The organism is Vogesella fluminis (assembly GCF_014652335.1).
In the GTDB taxonomy this organism is placed as follows: domain Bacteria; phylum Pseudomonadota; class Gammaproteobacteria; order Burkholderiales; family Chromobacteriaceae; genus Vogesella; species Vogesella fluminis.
The window spans coordinates 31,830-47,816 of the sequence record NZ_BMYP01000025.1; the positions used below are offsets into that span (position 1 = coordinate 31,830).

The window sequence follows — 15,987 nt, forward strand, 5'->3', positions numbered from 1 at the left end:
CACGCGTCGCGGCTTTTTCACGCAAGGAGCCGCCAATGACCGTGCCCGCCGTATTGCTCGATGCCCGCGGCCTGATCGCCGCACAACGCCAGTTTGCCGCCGAGCGCGACTGGCAGCGTTTCCACACCCCGCGCAACCTGATGCTGGCGCTGACCGGCGAGGTGGGCGAGCTGGCGGAGCTGTTCCAGTGGCGCACGGATGCCGAGGCAGCGGCGATGGCGGACGAGCCGCAGGCCTTCGAGCGGCTACAGGAGGAAATCGCCGACGTGATGATGTACCTGGTGCGGCTGGCCGATGTCTGCGGCGTTGATCTCGACCACGCGCTGCAGGACAAGCTGCACAAGAATGCGCTGAAATACCCGGCCGCCGGGCGGGAATAAATAGCCACAGTTTTGTCGCCAAATATTAATGTTGTTTATTGAAACTGGTGATTATTAAAAACCGTACGATTTTCTATCCAGTGTAATAGTGGTGATTCATCATGCCGTTGGCTTAGCCTGTGCTAAGCTGGCCCATTGTGTTTGCCGCCAGATCCCGACCGATGAACCAAGCCGACACGCTGTCTTTCCACACTGTCTCACTGTCGTCTGCCGCCCGCCTGCAGCAGCTGTTCATGGCACTGCCTTACCCGGTGCTGCTGTTTGACGGGTGCGGGCAGCTGGAATTTGCCAATCACGCCGCGCAGTGCTGTCCCGATGCGCAGCCGGTATTACAGCAGCTGGCTGCCGGCGTACCGCTGGCATCGGTGATGCTGCCGGGGCTGGATGCCGACAGCTTCGCCCGGGTGCTGGCCACGGCCGCGCCGCAGAGTACGGAGCTGAGCCTGCCGCAGGCTGATGGCAAGCCGGGACACTACCAGTTCACGCTGACACCGCTGTGTGATGCCAGCGGCAAGGTGGATGGCGTGCTGCAGACCCGCCACGACGTCACTCGCCAGCGCCAGGAGGCGCAGCGCCTGCAGCTGCTGCAAGGCCACCTGCTGGAGATGGCGCACCGCGACGCGCTGACCAATCTCGCCAACCGCCGCTATCTGGAACTGAAACTGGAAAGGTTGGCCGCAGACAGCGCCGCCAGCCTGTGTGCGTTGCTGTTCATCGATCTCGACCGTTTCAAGCCGATCAACGACGTTCACGGGCACGACACCGGCGACGCGGTGCTGTCGGCGGTTGCCGCGCGGCTGAAGCAGGCCTTGCGCGGCACCGACCTGCTGGCGCGCATCGGCGGCGACGAGTTCGCCATCCTGCTGGAAGGCGTCACCGAGAGCGGCGCGCGCGCGGTGGCCGGCAAGATCATCCAGGCGCTGGAGCAGCCGTTTGCCGAGCTGTCGCCGCCGAACCGGCTCGGTCTGTCGGTGGGCGTCTGCCTGTTCAAGAGCGGCGCGGCGATGCCGGCCGAGGTGCTGGTCGAGGCCGACCAGGCGATGTACCGCGCCAAGCGCCGCGGCGGCGGGCAGTTCGAGCTGCAGCAGCTGTAAGCGAGCCGACCATGACAAAACGGCCACCCGCGTCTGCCGGTGGCCGTTGTTGTTTCACATGAAACGCAAGGGGTTGATGCCCCACTTCTCCGGTGCCTCGTGGCGCACGATCCGGTCGCCGCCGCCAAAGCCCAGCGGCCGCGACAGGTCGATGATCTCCGGCTGCAGGTAGGTATTGCTCCTGCTGCTGTACATCACCTTGATCTTCGGCGTCAGCAGGTTGCTGTGGTGCTGCTCGATCACCACCCCCAGCTTGCCCGATTCCAGCAACACCAGCGTACCGACCGGGTAGATGCCGACACAGCGCATGAAGGCCTGCACCAACTTGGGGTCGAAGTGGTACTTCGACCATTCGAAGATCTTGCGCAGTGCATCGGTCGGCGCCATGCCCTTGTGGTAGCAGCGGTCGGCGGTGATGGCATCGTAGACGTCGACGATGGCCGCCATCTTGGCCAGGGTACTGATGGTGTCGCCGTTAAGCCTGTGCGGGTAGCCGCTGCCGTCGACGCGTTCGTGGTGATGCAGGGTGATGTCGAGCGGGATCTCGCCGATGCCCTCGGTACGGCTGAGGATGTCGAAGCCGTCGCGCGGGTGACGCTTGATGATGTCGAATTCCGCCTCGGTCAGCCGCCCCGGCTTGTTGAGGATTTCGTCCGGTACCAGCGCCTTGCCGGTATCGTGCAGGATGCCGCCCAGCCCGGCGAGGTGGATGGTGTCGGTGTCCATGCCCACCGAGTGGCAGAAGGCGATCATCAGCGTGCCGACGCTGACCGAATGCAGGAAGGTGTAGTCGTCCTTGTTCTTGATGCGCAGCAGCGTCAGCAGCGCGCCGCTGTTGCTGAGCACCGATTCGGTGATCGATTCGATCATCGGCTCGACCTGCTCCAGTTCTACCGCGCGTCCCAGGCGCACATCTTGCATCACGGTCCTGACCAGCGCGTGCGCCTGGCTCTTGATGCGGTTGGCGCGGCCCAGCTCCTCGGCAAACGACAAGGTGATGGCCGGCGCCGGCTTGCCGGTGACCGCCTCGATCATCTGCTGCTGCAAGCTGGCGTTGACCTCGTCCACGCTGCGCGCATGGCTGACGTCCAGCCCCTTTTCGGTGTCGATGTAAATCTCGTGGATGCCGGCCTCGATGATCTTGGCGATTTCGGTGTCGCTCTTGATCTGGAAGCGCTTGCGGAAAAACGGATGGGAGCTCCAGTCGCAGTTCAGGTCATGCACATACATGCCGGTCTTGACATCGGCAACATCAATACACTTGATCATGGCGTGGCTTCTTGGTGTACAGTCCGGGAACAAACGCATTGCAAGCAGTGTGTTTGGTTACGGTGCGGCAGCTTGGTTACGGATATATTAACGGGAATTTTGACAGCAATTGCACACAGGATTTTATTGTTTTGGTATTAATTATCATTATTTTTCTTTGTAAGTCAATGATAAATACTGAATACGCCTTTTTAAAGAGATTAATCTGCATATTATATTTTTTTTAAATGGTAGTGATAGCTATAATATATGATATATGCTAGGCACAAATATCTAAAACAAAAACCGGATTTTGCTAGCTACAGGAGTGCAGGGTATGAAACAGAGTACACGTTGGGGACATCTGGGCAACCGCATCATCGGTGTTGCCGCAGCAGCAGTGGCAATCGGTTTTGCAGTGATGATCGCCATCATTGCCAAGCAAAGTTATGACGCAGCGGTGGAACAGGGTAACCGGCTGGCATCGGAACAGGCTGGCCGCGTGGCGGACAGTGTCGAGGCCAAGCTGGAAAACGGTTTTGCCATCCCGCGCGGCGTCGCCGCCAGTGTGCAGGGGCTGCAGCGCGCACAGGCGGTGGACCGCAAGGTGGTCGACAACATCCTGCTCAGCGCGCTGGACAACGCGCCGGGCATTATCGGCATGTGGATGATCTGGGAGCCGAGTGCGCTGGATGGCCGCGACGACGAATTCCGTCGCGACTGGCCCAGGCACGATCCGACCGGGCGCTACACGCCCTATCTGACGCGCGGCAGCAACGGCAAGGCGGCGCTGGACGTGATGATGTCCGGCGACCGGGTGGAGAAATTCCCGGAGTGGCAGGACAAGCTCACCGAGTATGTGCCGGATTATGAAAAATCCGGCTGGGGCGATTTCTATTTCGTGCCGAAATCGCGCGGCCGCGACACCATTACCGAGCCGTTCTTCTACGAAGTGCAGGGCAAGAAGGTGCTGGAAAGCTCGCTGGCGGTGGTGATGAAGGATGCGGCCGGCAAGATGCTGGGGGTAACGGCGGTCGATCTGGCGCTGGACGACCTGCAGAAGCAGTTCGGCAGCATCCGCCTGTATGAAACCGGCTATGTGCGCATGGTGTCCGAGGGCGGACTGTTCGTGGTCAACCCGCAGGCAGAGCTGGTCGGCAAGGCTGTGGCCAGTGGCGATCCGCTTGCGGCCAACCTTGACAAGATCAGGAAGGGGGAAAGCTTCTCCTACGAGGATGGCGGCTTTACCCACTTCTTCTATCCGATCAAGGTGGCGGCAAGCGGCCAGTTCTGGTCTGCCGGTGTCAGCGTGCCGACTGCGGCGATTACCGCTGCCGCCAACAGCCAGCGCAATACCGCCATCGTGGTCGGCGTCATCGCGCTGGCACTGATCATCCTGGTGCTGACCCTGCTGATCCGTACCCTGACACGGCCGCTGAACACGCTGGCGGAAACCATGGAGCAGTTTGCCAGTGGCAAGGGCGACCTGACGCTGCGCCTGCAGGTCAGCAACCGTGACGAAATCGGCCGTACCGCCGCCGCCTTCAACCGCTTCATCGAGAGCCTGCGCGAGATGTTCATCGAGGTGCGCGAGCAGAGCCTGGCGGTGAGCCGTTCCGCCGGCCAGCTGGCCGACTCCGCGGTACAGGTGGAGCAGTCGTCGGCGCAGCAGTCGGACGCCGCCAGCGCCACCGCCGCCGGCGTGGAGCAGGTTACCGTCAGCGTGCACCATATTGCCGATACCGCGCTGCTGGCCGAGAGCATGGCGCGCGAAACCGGTGTCCTGACGGAGCAGAGTGTGGCGACGGTGGACAAGGTCACCGGCGAGATCCAGCGCATGACCAGCAATATGCAGGCGCTGGCCGGGCGCATGGGCGCGCTGGGTGCCCGTTCGGCGGAAGTCAGCACCATTGTCGGTGTGATCAAGGACATTGCCGACCAGACCAACCTGCTGGCACTGAATGCCGCGATCGAGGCGGCCCGCGCCGGCGAGCAGGGGCGCGGCTTTGCGGTGGTGGCGGACGAGGTGCGCAACCTTGCCGGCCGTACCGCCGAGGCCACGGTGCAGATCAGCCGCATCGTCAGCGCCATCGGCAGCGAGACCAGCGATGCGGTGGACGAGGTGAAACGCAGCAGCGAGCTGGTATCGGTCAGTGTCGATATTGCCGAGGAAGCCAATATAGCGATGAAGGGTGTCTACGAGAAAAGTATTGATCTGGTGGGCAATATCGGTGATATCGCGGCATCGACACGAGAACAGTCGCATGCGGCATCGGAAATCGCACAAAACGTGGAACGCATCAGCAGCATGGCGCAGTCCAACAGCGAAGTGGTGCGCGAGGTGCGCACCGCGGTAGAACAGCTGCGCGAGCAGTCCGCCAGCCTGGAAGCGCTGGTCGGCAATTTCCGTCTCTGAGCATCACCCGCCATCCCCGCAACGCCGCCCGCCATGGGCGGCGTTTTTTTATTGCCCGCTTTGGCCTGATAGTTTGGCCTGACAGCGCGCGGTGATTTTCGTATAATCCGCCGGTTTGCTTTGCGAGACCCGCCATGTCGCCCTTATCCTGCCCGCTTTCTTGCCCTGCTGCGTTGTCTGCGCGTCGCCAGGCATTGCCGGTACGGGGTCGATACGACGCCGGGCCGCTGCATTGAGATACAAAGAAGCTCCTGATCCGGCATCAGGGGCTTTTTTTTCAGCCATTGATTCTGTTATTGCCAAAGGTGACCGCCATGCCCAACCCGCTTTATCGCAAGCACATCATTTCGATACCGGATTTCACGCGCGAGGAGCTGGAACTGGTCGTGCAGACGGCGGCACAACTGAAGGCCGCGCCGCGTGGTGACCTGCTGAAGGACCGCCTGCTGGCGACCTGCTTCTTCGAGCCGTCGACCCGTACCCGCCTGTCGTTCGAGACCGCAGTGCAGCGCCTGGGCGGCAACGTGATCGGCTTTGCCGACGGCGCCAACACCTCGGCGAAGAAGGGCGAGACCCTGGCCGATACCGTGCGCATCATCAGCTCCTACACCGACGCCATCATCATGCGCCATCCGAAGGAAGGTGCCGCGCGCGTGGCCAGCGAGTTTTCCACGGTGCCCATCATCAACGGCGGCGATGGCGCCAACCAGCACCCGTCGCAGACGCTGCTCGATCTGTTCACGCTGCAGGAAACCCAGGGTCGTCTCGACAACCTGACCGTGGCCTTCGTCGGCGACCTGAAATACGGCCGCACCGTGCACTCGCTGGCGCAGGCGCTGTCGCTGTTCGGCGCCAGATTCTACTTCGTCGGGCCGGAGGCGCTGGCGATGCCGGACTACCTGTGCGAGGAGCTGGACGAGCGCGGCATCAGCTACAGCATCGCCGCCACCATCGAGGAAGTGATCCCGCACATCGACATCCTGTACATGACCCGCGTGCAGCGCGAGCGCTTCGACGAGGCCGAGTACAAGAAGATCCAGGGCCAGTTCGTGCTGCGCGCCGACATGCTGCGCAGCGCCCGCCCCAACATGAAGATCCTGCACCCGCTGCCACGGGTGGACGAGATCACCACCGACGTCGACGCCACGCCGCACGCCTACTACTTCGAGCAGGCCAAGAACGGTGTCTACGCCCGCCAGGCGCTGCTGTCGCTGGTGCTCAACGAAACGGTGTGAAAGGAAAAACCATGACTGAAAAAGTGTATGCCCGCAATGTCGAGGCGCTGAAATCCGGCACCGTGATCGACCACATTCCGGCCGGCCAGGGGCTGCGCATCCTGCGCCTGTTCCAGCTGGCGGAATACCGCGAGCGCGTCACCGTCGGCCTCAACCTGCCCAGCGGCCACATGGGCAGCAAGGATCTGATCAAGATCGAGAACGTGGTGCTGAGCGAGGAACAGGCCAACGAGCTGGCGCTGTTCGCGCCGCGCGGCACCGTCAGCGTGATCGAGGATTTTGCCGTGGTGCGCAAGCAGAAGCTGGCGATCCCGGACGCGGTGGAAGGCATTTTTGCCTGCCCCAACTCCAACTGCGTGTCGCACGTGGAGCCGGTGCAGAGCCACTTCAGCGTGCGTGTGACCGAGCACGACACCAAGATGAAGTGCAAGTATTGCGAGAAGGTGTTCAGCAAGGACATCGTGGTCGACGTGCGCTAAGCCTGCCGCTGTCGGCAGCGGGCAACCGCTGTCACCTTTTTCATGGCTGCGGCCAACCTTGTGGCGGGAACTCGCCGCCGCGGCGCGGCTTCCAAGTGCTTATTTTCCCGTGGAGAACATCATGTGGCGTCCCCTGCTGTTGGCTGTGATCGGCCTGCCCCTGTTGCTGGCCTGTAGCGAGGAACAGGTCGGCAAGCTGCAACAAGACGCGTCCGCCGCCATCGGCGTGGCCGGTGCCAAACTGCAGCAGGCCAGCGCACCGCTGGCCGGGATCAAACAACAGGCCGCGACCGCGCTGGACAAGGCCGGCACGCTGGCCGGGGAGCTGCAGCCCAAGGTGCAGCAGCAGGTGGAAGAGCTGAAACAGCAGGCCGGCGCGGTGCGCGAGGTGGTCAGCGCGTGGCAGGGCAAGGGCGACTGGACGGTGCTGGAAAAGCAGGTCGGCCAGTATCCGCGCGACAGCGGTCTGTTCGACAAGCCACCACTGGCGGCACCGCTGGCGGCGCTGCTGGGCAAGGATCTGGCCAAGTTCAAGCGCTTCATGGATACCCAGGGGCCGCTGCAGCAGGACCGGCTGCTGTTCGTCACCGGCAACAAGCGCCACGCGGCGCAGGATGGCGCCGCCTACCTGCTGATCGACGTGTCGCAGCGCAAGCTGGAGGCGGGGCTGATTGAGAACGGCCTGCTGAAGGTCTACGCCAGCGAGGGCACGCCGTTGCAGGCGCCGGCCGAGGTGCGCACCTTCATCGGCAACCTGCAGCGGCAGTAAGCGGCGCCGGCACAAGGTTGGCCGCAACGAAAAACGCCACGACCGGGGTCGTGGCGTTGTGCTGTCGGCGCGCGGTTCAGCGTTTGCGCTTCAAGGACTTCTTGCTGTAAGCGGCGTGGAAGGTCTTGCCGGCGGCCTTGCGGCGCGAGCTGCTCTTCAGCTGGCGATCCAGTTCCGGCAGCAGGCGGCCGGCGACGTTCATGCGTCGCGACAGCTCCTGCGCACTGGCGATCTGCTCCGGCTTCATCTCGTGCTGCAGCTGGTTCAGCTTGCTGGCGGCCTGCGCATTGCCCTGCGCCCGTGCCAGGTTGTGCAGAGCGTAGGCCAGCACAGGGTTGTGCGGGATGCCCTGGTAGCGGTAGGCGGTGTAGGCGTGGCCGAGGCTGTTCAGTGCATCGACCTGGTACCTGGCGGCGGCCTTGCGGTACCAGCTGAGCGCCAGTTTCAGGTCACGCGACACGCCCTGGCCGTTTTCGTACAGGCTGCCGAGCTGGAATTGCGCTTCGGCGTTGCCCTGCTTGGCGGCCTTGGTGTACCACTGCGCGGCGTCGAAGTAGTCCTGTTCCACACCCTGGCCCTGGCGGAACAGGTTGCCGAGGCTGGCCTGGGCGCCGGCATGGCCCTGCTCGGCCGCCTTGCGCAGCCACAGCGCGGCCTGGCCGGCGTCCTGCGGCACGCCCTTGCCCTGCGCATACAGCTGGCCGAGGTTGGCCTGTGCGTTCATGTCGCCCTGCTCGGCGGCCTTGCGATACCACTGGGTGGCATCGCCGAGGTTCTGCGGCACTTCCGCCCCCTGTTCATACAGCTGGCCGAGCGCATTCTGTGCCTGCAGGTGATCCTGGACCGCGGCTTTCTGGTACCAGCTGGCGGCCTCTGCCAGATCCGGGTTCACGCCGTTGCCCTTTTCGTACAGCTCGCCCAGGCCGTATTGTGCCTCGGCATCGCCCTGCTCGGCGGCCTTGCGATACCAGCTTGCGGCCTGCAGCTCGGCACCCTTCTGGTACCACTGCAGCGCCTGTGCCGGGTCCTTCGGCACACCGCGACCGCTCTGGTACAGGCTGGCCAGCGCCGTCTGCGCGTTGGTGTGGCCCTGCTCGGCGGCCTTGCGATACCAGTTGGCCGCCAGCGCCAGGTTGCGCGGTGTGCCGCGACCGTTCTGCTGCAGCACCGCCAGCGCGTACTGGGCATCGGCGATGCCCTGCTCGGCGGCGCGGCCGAACCAGACCGCGGCGGCCGCCAGATCCTGCGGCATGCCCTGGCCGTTCTGGTACATCAGGCCCAGTGCGTGCTGCGCCGGGGCGTAACCCTGCTGCGCGGCCTTGTGCTGCCACTGCGCAGCATCGATCAGATTGCGCGGCACGCCCTTGCCGGCGAGCAGCATGCTGGCGTAGTGGTATTGCGCCTCGGCGCTGCCCTGTTCCGCCGCGCGGCGGAACAGCAGCGCCGCCTGATTGCTGTTTTGTGTTACGCCGATGCCGTTCTGCGCGATCTGTGCCAGTTGGGTGCGCGCCAGTGCGTTGCCCTGTCGCGCCGCCTGCTGGAACAGGCCGGATGCCTGCGCCAGATCCTGCGGCACGCCGCGGCCATACTGGTACATCAGGCCGAGGCTGGTCTGCGCGGCGGTGCTGCCCTGTGCCGCGGCCTTCTGGTACCAGCCGGCGGCGGTGGCGTAATCCTGCGGTACGCCGAGGCCGTGCTCGTACAGGCCACCCAGTTTGTGCTGGGCATCGACATTACCCTGTGTTGCGGCCCTGGCATACCAGCGGGCGGCTTCGGCCGCATCCGGCACCACGCCCTGACCCTTGCGGTACATCTCTCCCAGCAGCAGCTGAACACGCGGATTGCCCTGCTCGCCGACCGGGGTCAGCTCTTGCAGGGCGGTGGCAAAATCCCCTTTGCCATAGGCAAGACGGCCTTCTTTCAGACCTGCCATCGCGGGCGCAGCCAGCAGCATGCCGGTCAGAAGGACGGAAGTAGCAAAATGTCTGTTCATGTGCGTTTCTTCATTTTGTAGAGAGGCCGTGCCGATCGTGTGCGGGCAGTGCAACCGGATCCGCGCGGGGTAACATTTTATTCTGCATGATTAACGGCTAGTTTAACGGCTAATCAGAAGTCGTTAAAGGATTGTCCATGCCGGCTGGCGGCTATTTGATAGCAAAGTGTTGCAGCCATGGCGTGCACGGGGGCTCTTTCATGAACTGGCGCTTGATTATGACATTATTTGTGGGCCATTACTGCGGGCGTACCGGTCGCTTGATGGTAAGGATGCTGTCCGGGCAGTACCTTGTCCATGGACAGGTAATGGCGGCCGGTGGCCGGTTTGCAATTACTGCGGCGGCGGTTTGGAGATGACGCCCGATATGCCGCAGAAAAGTGTGTCGCCCTCGCCTATGATGAAATCTCGGCGCCGGTTGCGCCGCGGCCGGATGGCGGATAACGGCACAGGGGGCATCATGTTTGACAGTCGGTTCTACTTTACCGGGGCGACGATTCTGGCGGTGCTGTCCACCCTCGCCGCGGCCTGGACACTGCTGATGTTCTCGGTACTGCTGATTTTTGTCGGGCTGTGGCAGGCCGACCGCGAGCAGATCCGCGAGCTCTCCCCCAGTACCGCGGTGATGTTCGTGATGCAGGACGACAGCTCGCCGCGCCCGCTCGACGATTTCATCGGCCACCACCTGATGTTCTACCAGGACGGTATCCCGGTTTATCGCGACCTGTTCGACGGCGACCACTACTGGCAGCTGCTGGAAGCCGACAGCAAGGCGCAAAGCGGCGACGACATCATCCGCGTGTTCCCCGGCGTCAATTACCGGCGCAAGGCCTGATGCTGAAACGGCAGATCATGCCGCATGACGACAAAAGGTTGGCCGCATGCTGCGGCCAACCTTTATTGTTTCACGTGAAGCAAAACCGGCTTACACCTTGTCGTACAGCTTGCCGCCGCCCTGCACGAACTCGATGGCCTTCACTTGCATGCCCTTCTGCAACGCCGCTTCATCGCTGATGCCCTGTTTGGCGGCGAATTCGCGCACATCCTGCGTGATTTTCATCGAGCAGAAGTGCGGGCCGCACATACTGCAGAAGTGCGCCACCTTGGCGCTGTCTTTCGGTAGCGTCTCGTCGTGGAATTCGCGCGCCTTGTCCGGATCGAGGCCGAGGTTGAACTGGTCTTCCCAGCGGAACTCGAAGCGCGCCTTGGACAGCGCGTTGTCGCGGATCTGCGCGCCCGGATGGCCCTTGGCCAGATCGGCGGCGTGGGCGGCCAGCTTGTAGGTGATGATGCCTTCCTTCACATCGTTCTTGTTCGGCAGGCCCAGGTGTTCCTTCTGCGTCACGTAGCACAGCATGGCGGTGCCGTACCAGCCGATCTGCGCCGCGCCGATGGCACTGGTGATGTGGTCGTAGCCCGGTGCGATGTCGGTGGTCAGCGGCCCCAGGGTGTAGAACGGCGCCTCGTGGCACCACTCCAGCTCCTTGTCCATGTTCTCCTTGATCAGCTGCATCGGCACGTGGCCGGGGCCTTCGATCATTACCTGCACATCATGTTTCCACGCGATCTGGGTCAGCTCGCCCAGGGTCTTCAGCTCGCCCAGCTGCGCCGCGTCGTTGGCGTCCCAGGCAGAACCCGGACGCAGGCCGTCGCCTAGCGAGAAGGCCACGTCGTAGGCCTTCATGATTTCGCAGATGTCTTCGAAGTGGGTGTACAGGAAGTTTTCCTGGTGATGTGCCAGACACCACTTGGCCATGATCGAGCCGCCGCGCGACACGATGCCGGTCATGCGGCCGGCGGTCAGCGGTACGTACTGCAGGCGCACGCCGGCGTGGATGGTGAAGTAGTCGACGCCCTGCTCCGCCTGCTCGATCAGCGTGTCCTTGAAGATTTCCCAGCTCAGGTCTTCGGCCTTGCCGTTGACCTTTTCCAGCGCCTGGTAGATGGGCACGGTGCCGATCGGTACCGGCGAGTTGCGCAGGATCCACTCGCGGGTTTCGTGGATGTTCTTGCCGGTGGACAGGTCCATGATGGTGTCGGCGCCCCAGCGGATGCCCCAGGTCATCTTGTCCACTTCTTCGCTGATCGACGACGTTACCGCGCTGTTGCCGATGTTGCCGTTGATCTTCACCAGGAAGTTGCGGCCGATGATCATCGGCTCGGATTCCGGGTGGTTGATGTTGTTGGGGATGATGGCGCGGCCGGCGGCGATTTCCTGGCGCACGAATTCGGCGGTGATGGTTTCCGGCAGGTTGGCGCCGAAGCTGTGGCCGGGGTGCTGGCGCGTCATCAGCTCCAGCAGGCGGCTGTTGCCGGTGGCCTGCAGCGATTCGACATACGCCTGGCGGTTCAGGTTTTCGCGGATGGCGACGTATTCCATTTCCGGGGTGATGATGCCCTGACGCGCGTAGTGCATCTGGCTGACGTTGCGGCCAACCTTGGCGCGGCGCGGTTTGCGTTGCAGGTCGAAGCGCAGGTCGGCGAGCTTGGGGTCGGCCTCGCGCTGGCGGCCGTAGTCGCTGGAGAGGCCGGCCAGCAGCTCGGTATCGTCGCGCTCGGCAATCCAGGCAGCACGCAGTGGGGCGAGGCCGGAGCGGATGTCGATGCTGGCCTGCGGGTCGCTGTACGGGCCGCTGCAATCGTAGACGTAGATCGGCGGGTTGCGTTCGCCGCCGAACTGGGTCGGGGTGTCGGCCTGGCTGATCTCGCGCATCGGCACGCGGATATCCGGGCGGGAGCCTTCGACGTAGATTTTGCGGGAGTTGGGTAGCGGCTGGATGGCGGCGGAATCCACCACCATTTGTTCGTTCAGTTTGGCAGGCGCGTTCATCGGGGTTCTCCAGTGCGATGGAACGGCGCAAGGAGCGGCCCGGAATGCCCGGCTGCAGGTTGGCCGCAGACCGGTGCGGGAACGCATGACGATGTGCGGTGTCTGGCAGATTACGCTTCCCTACGCCGGTATTATCCGGGTCAGGTTCGAAGGGTGACTCTCACCCGCTGCGGCCAGTGTCCGCCGGCGCCTTGGCGCGGATGGTACACAAGCCGGAGCAGGACCCCTAGCGATGCTGTGAAGGTAAGGTAAATGTGGGATAATCGCAAGTTAGCAATCGTGCGGACGGTTGCGAAAGCCCGGTTGTGGCAGCCCGGTTTTCAGAGTCGTCCTTGATATTGTCTTGAATCCAAGCCGGAGTTTCCGATGAATTTCGAACAAGCCCGCTTCAATATGGTTGAGCAACAGATCCGTCCGTGGGACGTGCTCGACACCTCCATTCTCGATCTGCTGTTCCACGTGAAACGCGAAGATTTTGTCGGTACCGACAAGCGCGCGCTGGCCTTTGCCGATACCCAGCTGCCGCTGGACAACGGCAGCACCATGCTGGAGCCGAAGGTCGAAGCCCGTCTGGTGCAGGACCTGCAGGTGAAAGCCAGCGACAAGGTACTGGAAATCGGTACCGGCAGCGGCTACCTGACCGCGCTCCTGGCCGCCGTCAGCCAGCATGTGTACAGCATCGATATCGACGCGCAGCAGCTGCAGCACGCCGCGGCCAACCTCAAGACCGCCGGCATCAAGAACGTGACGCTGAGCCAGGGCAACGGCATCGAAGGCCTGGCGGCACAGGCGCCGTTCGACGTGATCTGCGTCGGCGGCTCGGTGCCGGTGGTGCCGGAAGCGTTGAAGGCGCAGCTGGCTGTCGGTGGCCGCCTGGCGGTGATCGTCGGCGATGCGCCGGTAATGGTCGCCAAGATCATCACCCGCGTGTCCGAAACCGCGTACCAGGAAAGCGTCAGCTTCGATACCAACCTGCCGCGCCTGCAGCAGCTGGACGCGATCGAACCGTCACGCTTCAGCTTCTGATGATCCGCGAAATCAACGCCCGCGAGCTGGCCGACTGGCTGGCTGACACCTCCCGTCCGCAGCCGGTGCTGCTCGATGTGCGCGAGGACTGGGAGTACGCGCTGTGCCGCATCGCCGGCTCGCGCCAGATCCCGATGAACCTGATCCCGCTGCGCCACAACGAGCTGCCGGATGACACCCCGCTGGTAGTCATCTGTCATCACGGTGTGCGCAGCTACCAGGCCGGACTGTTCCTGGCCAATGCCGGTTTCGAGCAGGTGCTGAACCTGCGCGGCGGCGTGGCGGCGTGGGCGGACGAGGTCGAGCCGGCGATGGCGCGCTACTAGGCGCATGTTGGCCGCACCCGAGCCGCCCGCTGGGCGGCTTTCTTTTTGCCACACTCCCACGAAACGGCACGAAAAATCAGGCCCCAAGCGCTGGGCGCCGGCCTGGAAAACGCGCCCAGCGACGGACGTCAGGGCGACGCCGGCGCCATTGGTTGCTGCCGCAGCTCACCGCTTACGGCCTGAACTCGTTCGTGTCTTTTCGTGGCTGGAAACCAAGGACCTGTCATGAACTACCTCGCCCCCGCCCTCGCCGCCCTGCCCACCGACTGGCAGCAGCTGCTGGCAACGCCGGCCATCAGCGCGCAACTGTCAATGATCGACGCGCAACTGGCAGACCGTGCCGCCGCCGGTGCGGTGATCTATCCGCCGCGCGAGCTGGTGTTCAACGCGCTGCGCCACGTGGCGCCGGCCGACATCCGCGTGGTGATCATCGGCCAGGACCCGTACCACGGCGCCGGCGAGGCGATGGGGCTGAGCTTTTCGGTGCCGGACGGGGTGAGGATCCCGCCCAGCCTGCGCAACATCTACAAGGAACAGCTCGGCGACCTCGGCCTGCCGCCGCCGGCCAGCGGCAACCTGACGCACTGGGCGCAGCAGGGTGTGCTGCTGCTCAATGCCTCGCTGACGGTGGAAGCCGACCGCGCCGGCAGCCACGGCAAGCTCGGCTGGCAGGCGATCACCGACGCGCTGATCGACGCGGTGAACGCGGCCAACCCCGGCTGCGTGTTCCTGCTGTGGGGCAACTGGGCGCACACCAAGGCCGAGCGCATCGACACCGCCCGCCACTGCGTGCTGAAGGCGGCCCACCCGTCGCCGCTGTCGGCCAGCCGCGGCTTTCTCGGCTGCCGCCATTTCTCGCAGGCCAACCGCTGGCTGGCCGAGCGCGGCCGCGGCGAGATCGCCTGGGGCGGCGCGGCGGCGCAGGGCGGGCTGTTCTAGAGGCGCCTAGAACACGATCTGGCTGCTGGGCAAGACTTGGGCAAAGGCGCCGTGCAGCGTGGCGTTGTGATGGGCCACGATCTGGCGGGCGCTCAGCTGCGAGGTGTCCATGCAGGTATGGGCATCGGCGGCCAGCAAGCATTGCAGTCCTCTGTCGCTGGCCGAGCGGCAGGTGGCATCCACGCAGTATTGTGTTTTCATGCCGGCGATCACCAGCCGTTGTATCCCGCGCTCATGCAACCAGTCCTGCAGCAGAGTTCCGGTAAAGCAGTCGGGCCGAGTCTTGTCGAAAATGACATCCTGCGCCGGATCCAGCTGCAGCTCCGGCAACAGTTGCCAAGCCGCGTTGCCTGCGGCGATGGGCGAGCCGGCCGGCCCAGTGTGACGGGCGGCCAGTACCGGGGCACCGGTTGCATGGGCCTGGTGGATCAGTTGCTGGATATTGGCCAGCACGGTTTCGCGTTGCCACGGCGCGTCAGGGGAATGGTACAGACCATGCTGCATATCGATTATGAGCAAGGCACTACGGGCGGGATCGGACATGGTGACTCCTGACGGGTAAGGCCCGCGGACAGGAGCAACGCACCCCGGCCCGGAGGGCGGGGTGGACAAGTTTCAGTGCGGCAGCGACCGTCCTCCCCGACCCCGCTTGGCGGTCGTGGTGGTGACGGTGGTGGTGAAAACGCAGGTTTGCTTCATGCGATCATCTTGTCATGCGAAACACATTATTTCAATTGAATAGCATTCTGATTGCTCTGGTTTCCGCTTTCTCTTGCCGACTGGCTTAGCCTGTCGGAGAAACCAACTGTTTTCGCTTTGCCAAGCCCAGCAAAACCAGCGCAGCACATAGCAACAGATTGATGCTTCCATAGATGCTTTCGCGGGTGATGGCATCATCGAACGCGGTAGTGTTGTGGGTAGAAAGTGCTCGGAGGCTGTCTGTGATGGCTGGCTCAATGAGCCACAAGGTGTTGGCTAGCATGGTGCCAGCCAATAGGACTTTGGCCCAGAACCAATGTCGCTTGTATGGCTTGTTGTGCCATGCCATGGCCAGGCCGCTGAGCATCAAGAGCAGCAGGCTTGGCAACGTTAATTGTCGTGTGCAGAGCAACACCAGATCGCGGCTTGTCGTCATGTAGGCATGGTTGGCACCATCGGCCGCCATCCCGATAACGATGAATGTTAGGACACTGCCTAGCAGCCTGTCGGACTTAACGAGCCGTATGAGATAATTCGGATCATCCAAAACACA

General features: G+C 63.3%; 16 protein-coding genes and 1 riboswitch. Of the genes, 10 read left to right on the forward strand and 6 right to left on the reverse strand.

Features of this window, described 5'->3' with window-relative positions:
- Window positions 1-35 precede the first annotated feature (35 nt).
- Together IE083_RS10695 and IE083_RS10700 are read left to right on the forward strand one after the other, a co-directional pair.
- A complete protein-coding gene (locus IE083_RS10695; protein WP_189353589.1) occupies window positions 36-380 on the forward strand; it encodes a nucleotide pyrophosphohydrolase in 345 nt (114 codons plus the stop codon).
- A gap of 161 nt (window positions 381-541) precedes the next feature.
- Window positions 542-1,474, forward strand: coding sequence for a GGDEF domain-containing protein (locus tag IE083_RS10700; protein WP_189353590.1), 933 nt, complete (start codon window positions 542-544; stop codon window positions 1,472-1,474).
- Window positions 1,475-1,528: 54 nt separating this feature from the next.
- On the opposite strand, the gene IE083_RS10705 is transcribed toward IE083_RS10700, so the two are convergent.
- Complete coding sequence (locus IE083_RS10705; RefSeq protein ID WP_189353591.1) at window positions 1,529-2,743, reverse strand: cyclic di-GMP phosphodiesterase; 1,215 nt, start codon at window positions 2,741-2,743, stop codon at window positions 1,529-1,531.
- Window positions 2,744-3,059: 316 nt separating this feature from the next.
- Here IE083_RS10705 and IE083_RS10710 point away from each other — a divergent pair, with 316 nt between their 5' ends.
- Entirely contained in the window at window positions 3,060-5,138 is a 2,079-nt protein-coding gene (locus IE083_RS10710; protein WP_189353592.1) for a methyl-accepting chemotaxis protein, read from the forward strand.
- A 48-nt stretch (window positions 5,139-5,186) separates the two neighbouring features.
- On the opposite strand, the gene IE083_RS10715 is transcribed toward IE083_RS10710, so the two are convergent.
- Window positions 5,187-5,423 (reverse strand): hypothetical protein, encoded by a 237-nt coding sequence (locus tag IE083_RS10715; protein ID WP_189353593.1) that lies wholly within the window; start codon window positions 5,421-5,423, stop codon window positions 5,187-5,189.
- Between the two features lie 29 nt (window positions 5,424-5,452).
- On the opposite strand from IE083_RS10715, the gene pyrB reads away from it, so the two are divergent.
- The 3 genes from pyrB to IE083_RS10730 all read left to right on the forward strand — a co-directional run bounded on the left by pyrB (window position 5,453) and on the right by IE083_RS10730 (window position 7,621).
- The gene (gene pyrB / locus IE083_RS10720) at window positions 5,453-6,373 is read left to right on the forward strand and encodes an aspartate carbamoyltransferase (RefSeq protein ID WP_189353594.1); all 921 of its coding nucleotides are present in this window, start codon (window positions 5,453-5,455) and stop codon (window positions 6,371-6,373) included.
- An 11-nt stretch (window positions 6,374-6,384) separates the two neighbouring features.
- Entirely contained in the window at window positions 6,385-6,852 is a 468-nt protein-coding gene (gene pyrI, locus IE083_RS10725; RefSeq protein WP_189353595.1) for an aspartate carbamoyltransferase regulatory subunit, read from the forward strand.
- A 121-nt stretch (window positions 6,853-6,973) separates the two neighbouring features.
- Entirely contained in the window at window positions 6,974-7,621 is a 648-nt protein-coding gene (locus tag IE083_RS10730) for an Ivy family c-type lysozyme inhibitor (RefSeq protein ID WP_189353596.1), read from the forward strand.
- Window positions 7,622-7,697: 76 nt separating this feature from the next.
- On the opposite strand, the gene IE083_RS10735 is transcribed toward IE083_RS10730, so the two are convergent.
- Entirely contained in the window at window positions 7,698-9,614 is a 1,917-nt protein-coding gene (locus IE083_RS10735; protein ID WP_189353597.1) for a tetratricopeptide repeat protein, read from the reverse strand.
- Window positions 9,615-10,074: 460 nt separating this feature from the next.
- On the opposite strand from IE083_RS10735, the gene IE083_RS10740 reads away from it, so the two are divergent.
- Entirely contained in the window at window positions 10,075-10,449 is a 375-nt protein-coding gene (locus IE083_RS10740; RefSeq protein WP_189353598.1) for a hypothetical protein, read from the forward strand.
- Window positions 10,450-10,539: 90 nt separating this feature from the next.
- On the opposite strand, the gene thiC is transcribed toward IE083_RS10740, so the two are convergent.
- Window positions 10,540-12,444 (reverse strand): phosphomethylpyrimidine synthase ThiC, encoded by a 1,905-nt coding sequence (gene thiC, locus IE083_RS10745; protein ID WP_189353599.1) that lies wholly within the window; start codon window positions 12,442-12,444, stop codon window positions 10,540-10,542.
- A 100-nt stretch (window positions 12,445-12,544) separates the two neighbouring features.
- Window positions 12,545-12,682: riboswitch (TPP riboswitch) on the reverse strand.
- Between the two features lie 128 nt (window positions 12,683-12,810).
- Here thiC and IE083_RS10750 point away from each other — a divergent pair.
- The 3 genes from IE083_RS10750 (at window position 12,811) to IE083_RS10760 (ending at window position 14,735) form a co-directional block, all read left to right on the forward strand.
- Entirely contained in the window at window positions 12,811-13,470 is a 660-nt protein-coding gene (locus tag IE083_RS10750) for a protein-L-isoaspartate O-methyltransferase family protein (protein WP_189353600.1), read from the forward strand.
- Window positions 13,467-13,796, forward strand: coding sequence for a rhodanese-like domain-containing protein (locus IE083_RS10755; protein ID WP_373295187.1), 330 nt, complete (start codon window positions 13,467-13,469; stop codon window positions 13,794-13,796). The genes IE083_RS10750 and IE083_RS10755 overlap by 4 nt, the downstream gene beginning before the upstream one ends.
- A gap of 225 nt (window positions 13,797-14,021) precedes the next feature.
- Window positions 14,022-14,735 carry a uracil-DNA glycosylase gene (locus IE083_RS10760; protein ID WP_189353602.1) on the forward strand — a complete coding sequence of 238 codons (714 nt, stop codon included), beginning with the start codon at window positions 14,022-14,024 and terminating at the stop codon, window positions 14,733-14,735.
- Between the two features lie 6 nt (window positions 14,736-14,741).
- On the opposite strand, the gene IE083_RS10765 is transcribed toward IE083_RS10760, so the two are convergent.
- Together IE083_RS10765 and IE083_RS10770 are read right to left on the reverse strand one after the other, a co-directional pair.
- Complete coding sequence (locus IE083_RS10765) at window positions 14,742-15,278, reverse strand: cysteine hydrolase family protein (protein WP_189353603.1); 537 nt, start codon at window positions 15,276-15,278, stop codon at window positions 14,742-14,744.
- Between the two features lie 241 nt (window positions 15,279-15,519).
- Window positions 15,520-15,987, reverse strand: a 468-nt coding sequence (locus tag IE083_RS10770) for a hypothetical protein (RefSeq protein WP_189353604.1), incomplete at its 5' end; no start/stop codon positions are given.

What these genes read in the sequence shown, in the direction of transcription:
- IE083_RS10715 (WP_189353593.1), bottom strand. Translation starts at nt 5,423, where the DNA reads ATGGCTGAAAAAAAAGCCCCTGATGCCGGATCAGGAGCTTCTTTGTAT.
- IE083_RS10735 (WP_189353597.1), bottom strand. Translation starts at nt 9,614, where the DNA reads ATGAACAGACATTTTGCTACTTCCGTCCTTCTGACCGGCATGCTGCTG.
- thiC (WP_189353599.1), bottom strand. Translation starts at nt 12,444, where the DNA reads ATGAACGCGCCTGCCAAACTGAACGAACAAATGGTGGTGGATTCCGCC.
- IE083_RS10730 (WP_189353596.1), top strand. Translation starts at nt 6,974, where the DNA reads ATGTGGCGTCCCCTGCTGTTGGCTGTGATCGGCCTGCCCCTGTTGCTG.
- IE083_RS10695 (WP_189353589.1), top strand. Translation starts at nt 36, where the DNA reads ATGACCGTGCCCGCCGTATTGCTCGATGCCCGCGGCCTGATCGCCGCA.
- IE083_RS10750 (WP_189353600.1), top strand. Translation starts at nt 12,811, where the DNA reads ATGAATTTCGAACAAGCCCGCTTCAATATGGTTGAGCAACAGATCCGT.
- IE083_RS10740 (WP_189353598.1), top strand. Translation starts at nt 10,075, where the DNA reads ATGTTTGACAGTCGGTTCTACTTTACCGGGGCGACGATTCTGGCGGTG.
- IE083_RS10705 (WP_189353591.1), bottom strand. Translation starts at nt 2,743, where the DNA reads ATGATCAAGTGTATTGATGTTGCCGATGTCAAGACCGGCATGTATGTG.
- IE083_RS10760 (WP_189353602.1), top strand. Translation starts at nt 14,022, where the DNA reads ATGAACTACCTCGCCCCCGCCCTCGCCGCCCTGCCCACCGACTGGCAG.
- pyrB (WP_189353594.1), top strand. Translation starts at nt 5,453, where the DNA reads ATGCCCAACCCGCTTTATCGCAAGCACATCATTTCGATACCGGATTTC.
- IE083_RS10710 (WP_189353592.1), top strand. Translation starts at nt 3,060, where the DNA reads ATGAAACAGAGTACACGTTGGGGACATCTGGGCAACCGCATCATCGGT.
- IE083_RS10700 (WP_189353590.1), top strand. Translation starts at nt 542, where the DNA reads ATGAACCAAGCCGACACGCTGTCTTTCCACACTGTCTCACTGTCGTCT.
- IE083_RS10765 (WP_189353603.1), bottom strand. Translation starts at nt 15,278, where the DNA reads ATGTCCGATCCCGCCCGTAGTGCCTTGCTCATAATCGATATGCAGCAT.
- pyrI (WP_189353595.1), top strand. Translation starts at nt 6,385, where the DNA reads ATGACTGAAAAAGTGTATGCCCGCAATGTCGAGGCGCTGAAATCCGGC.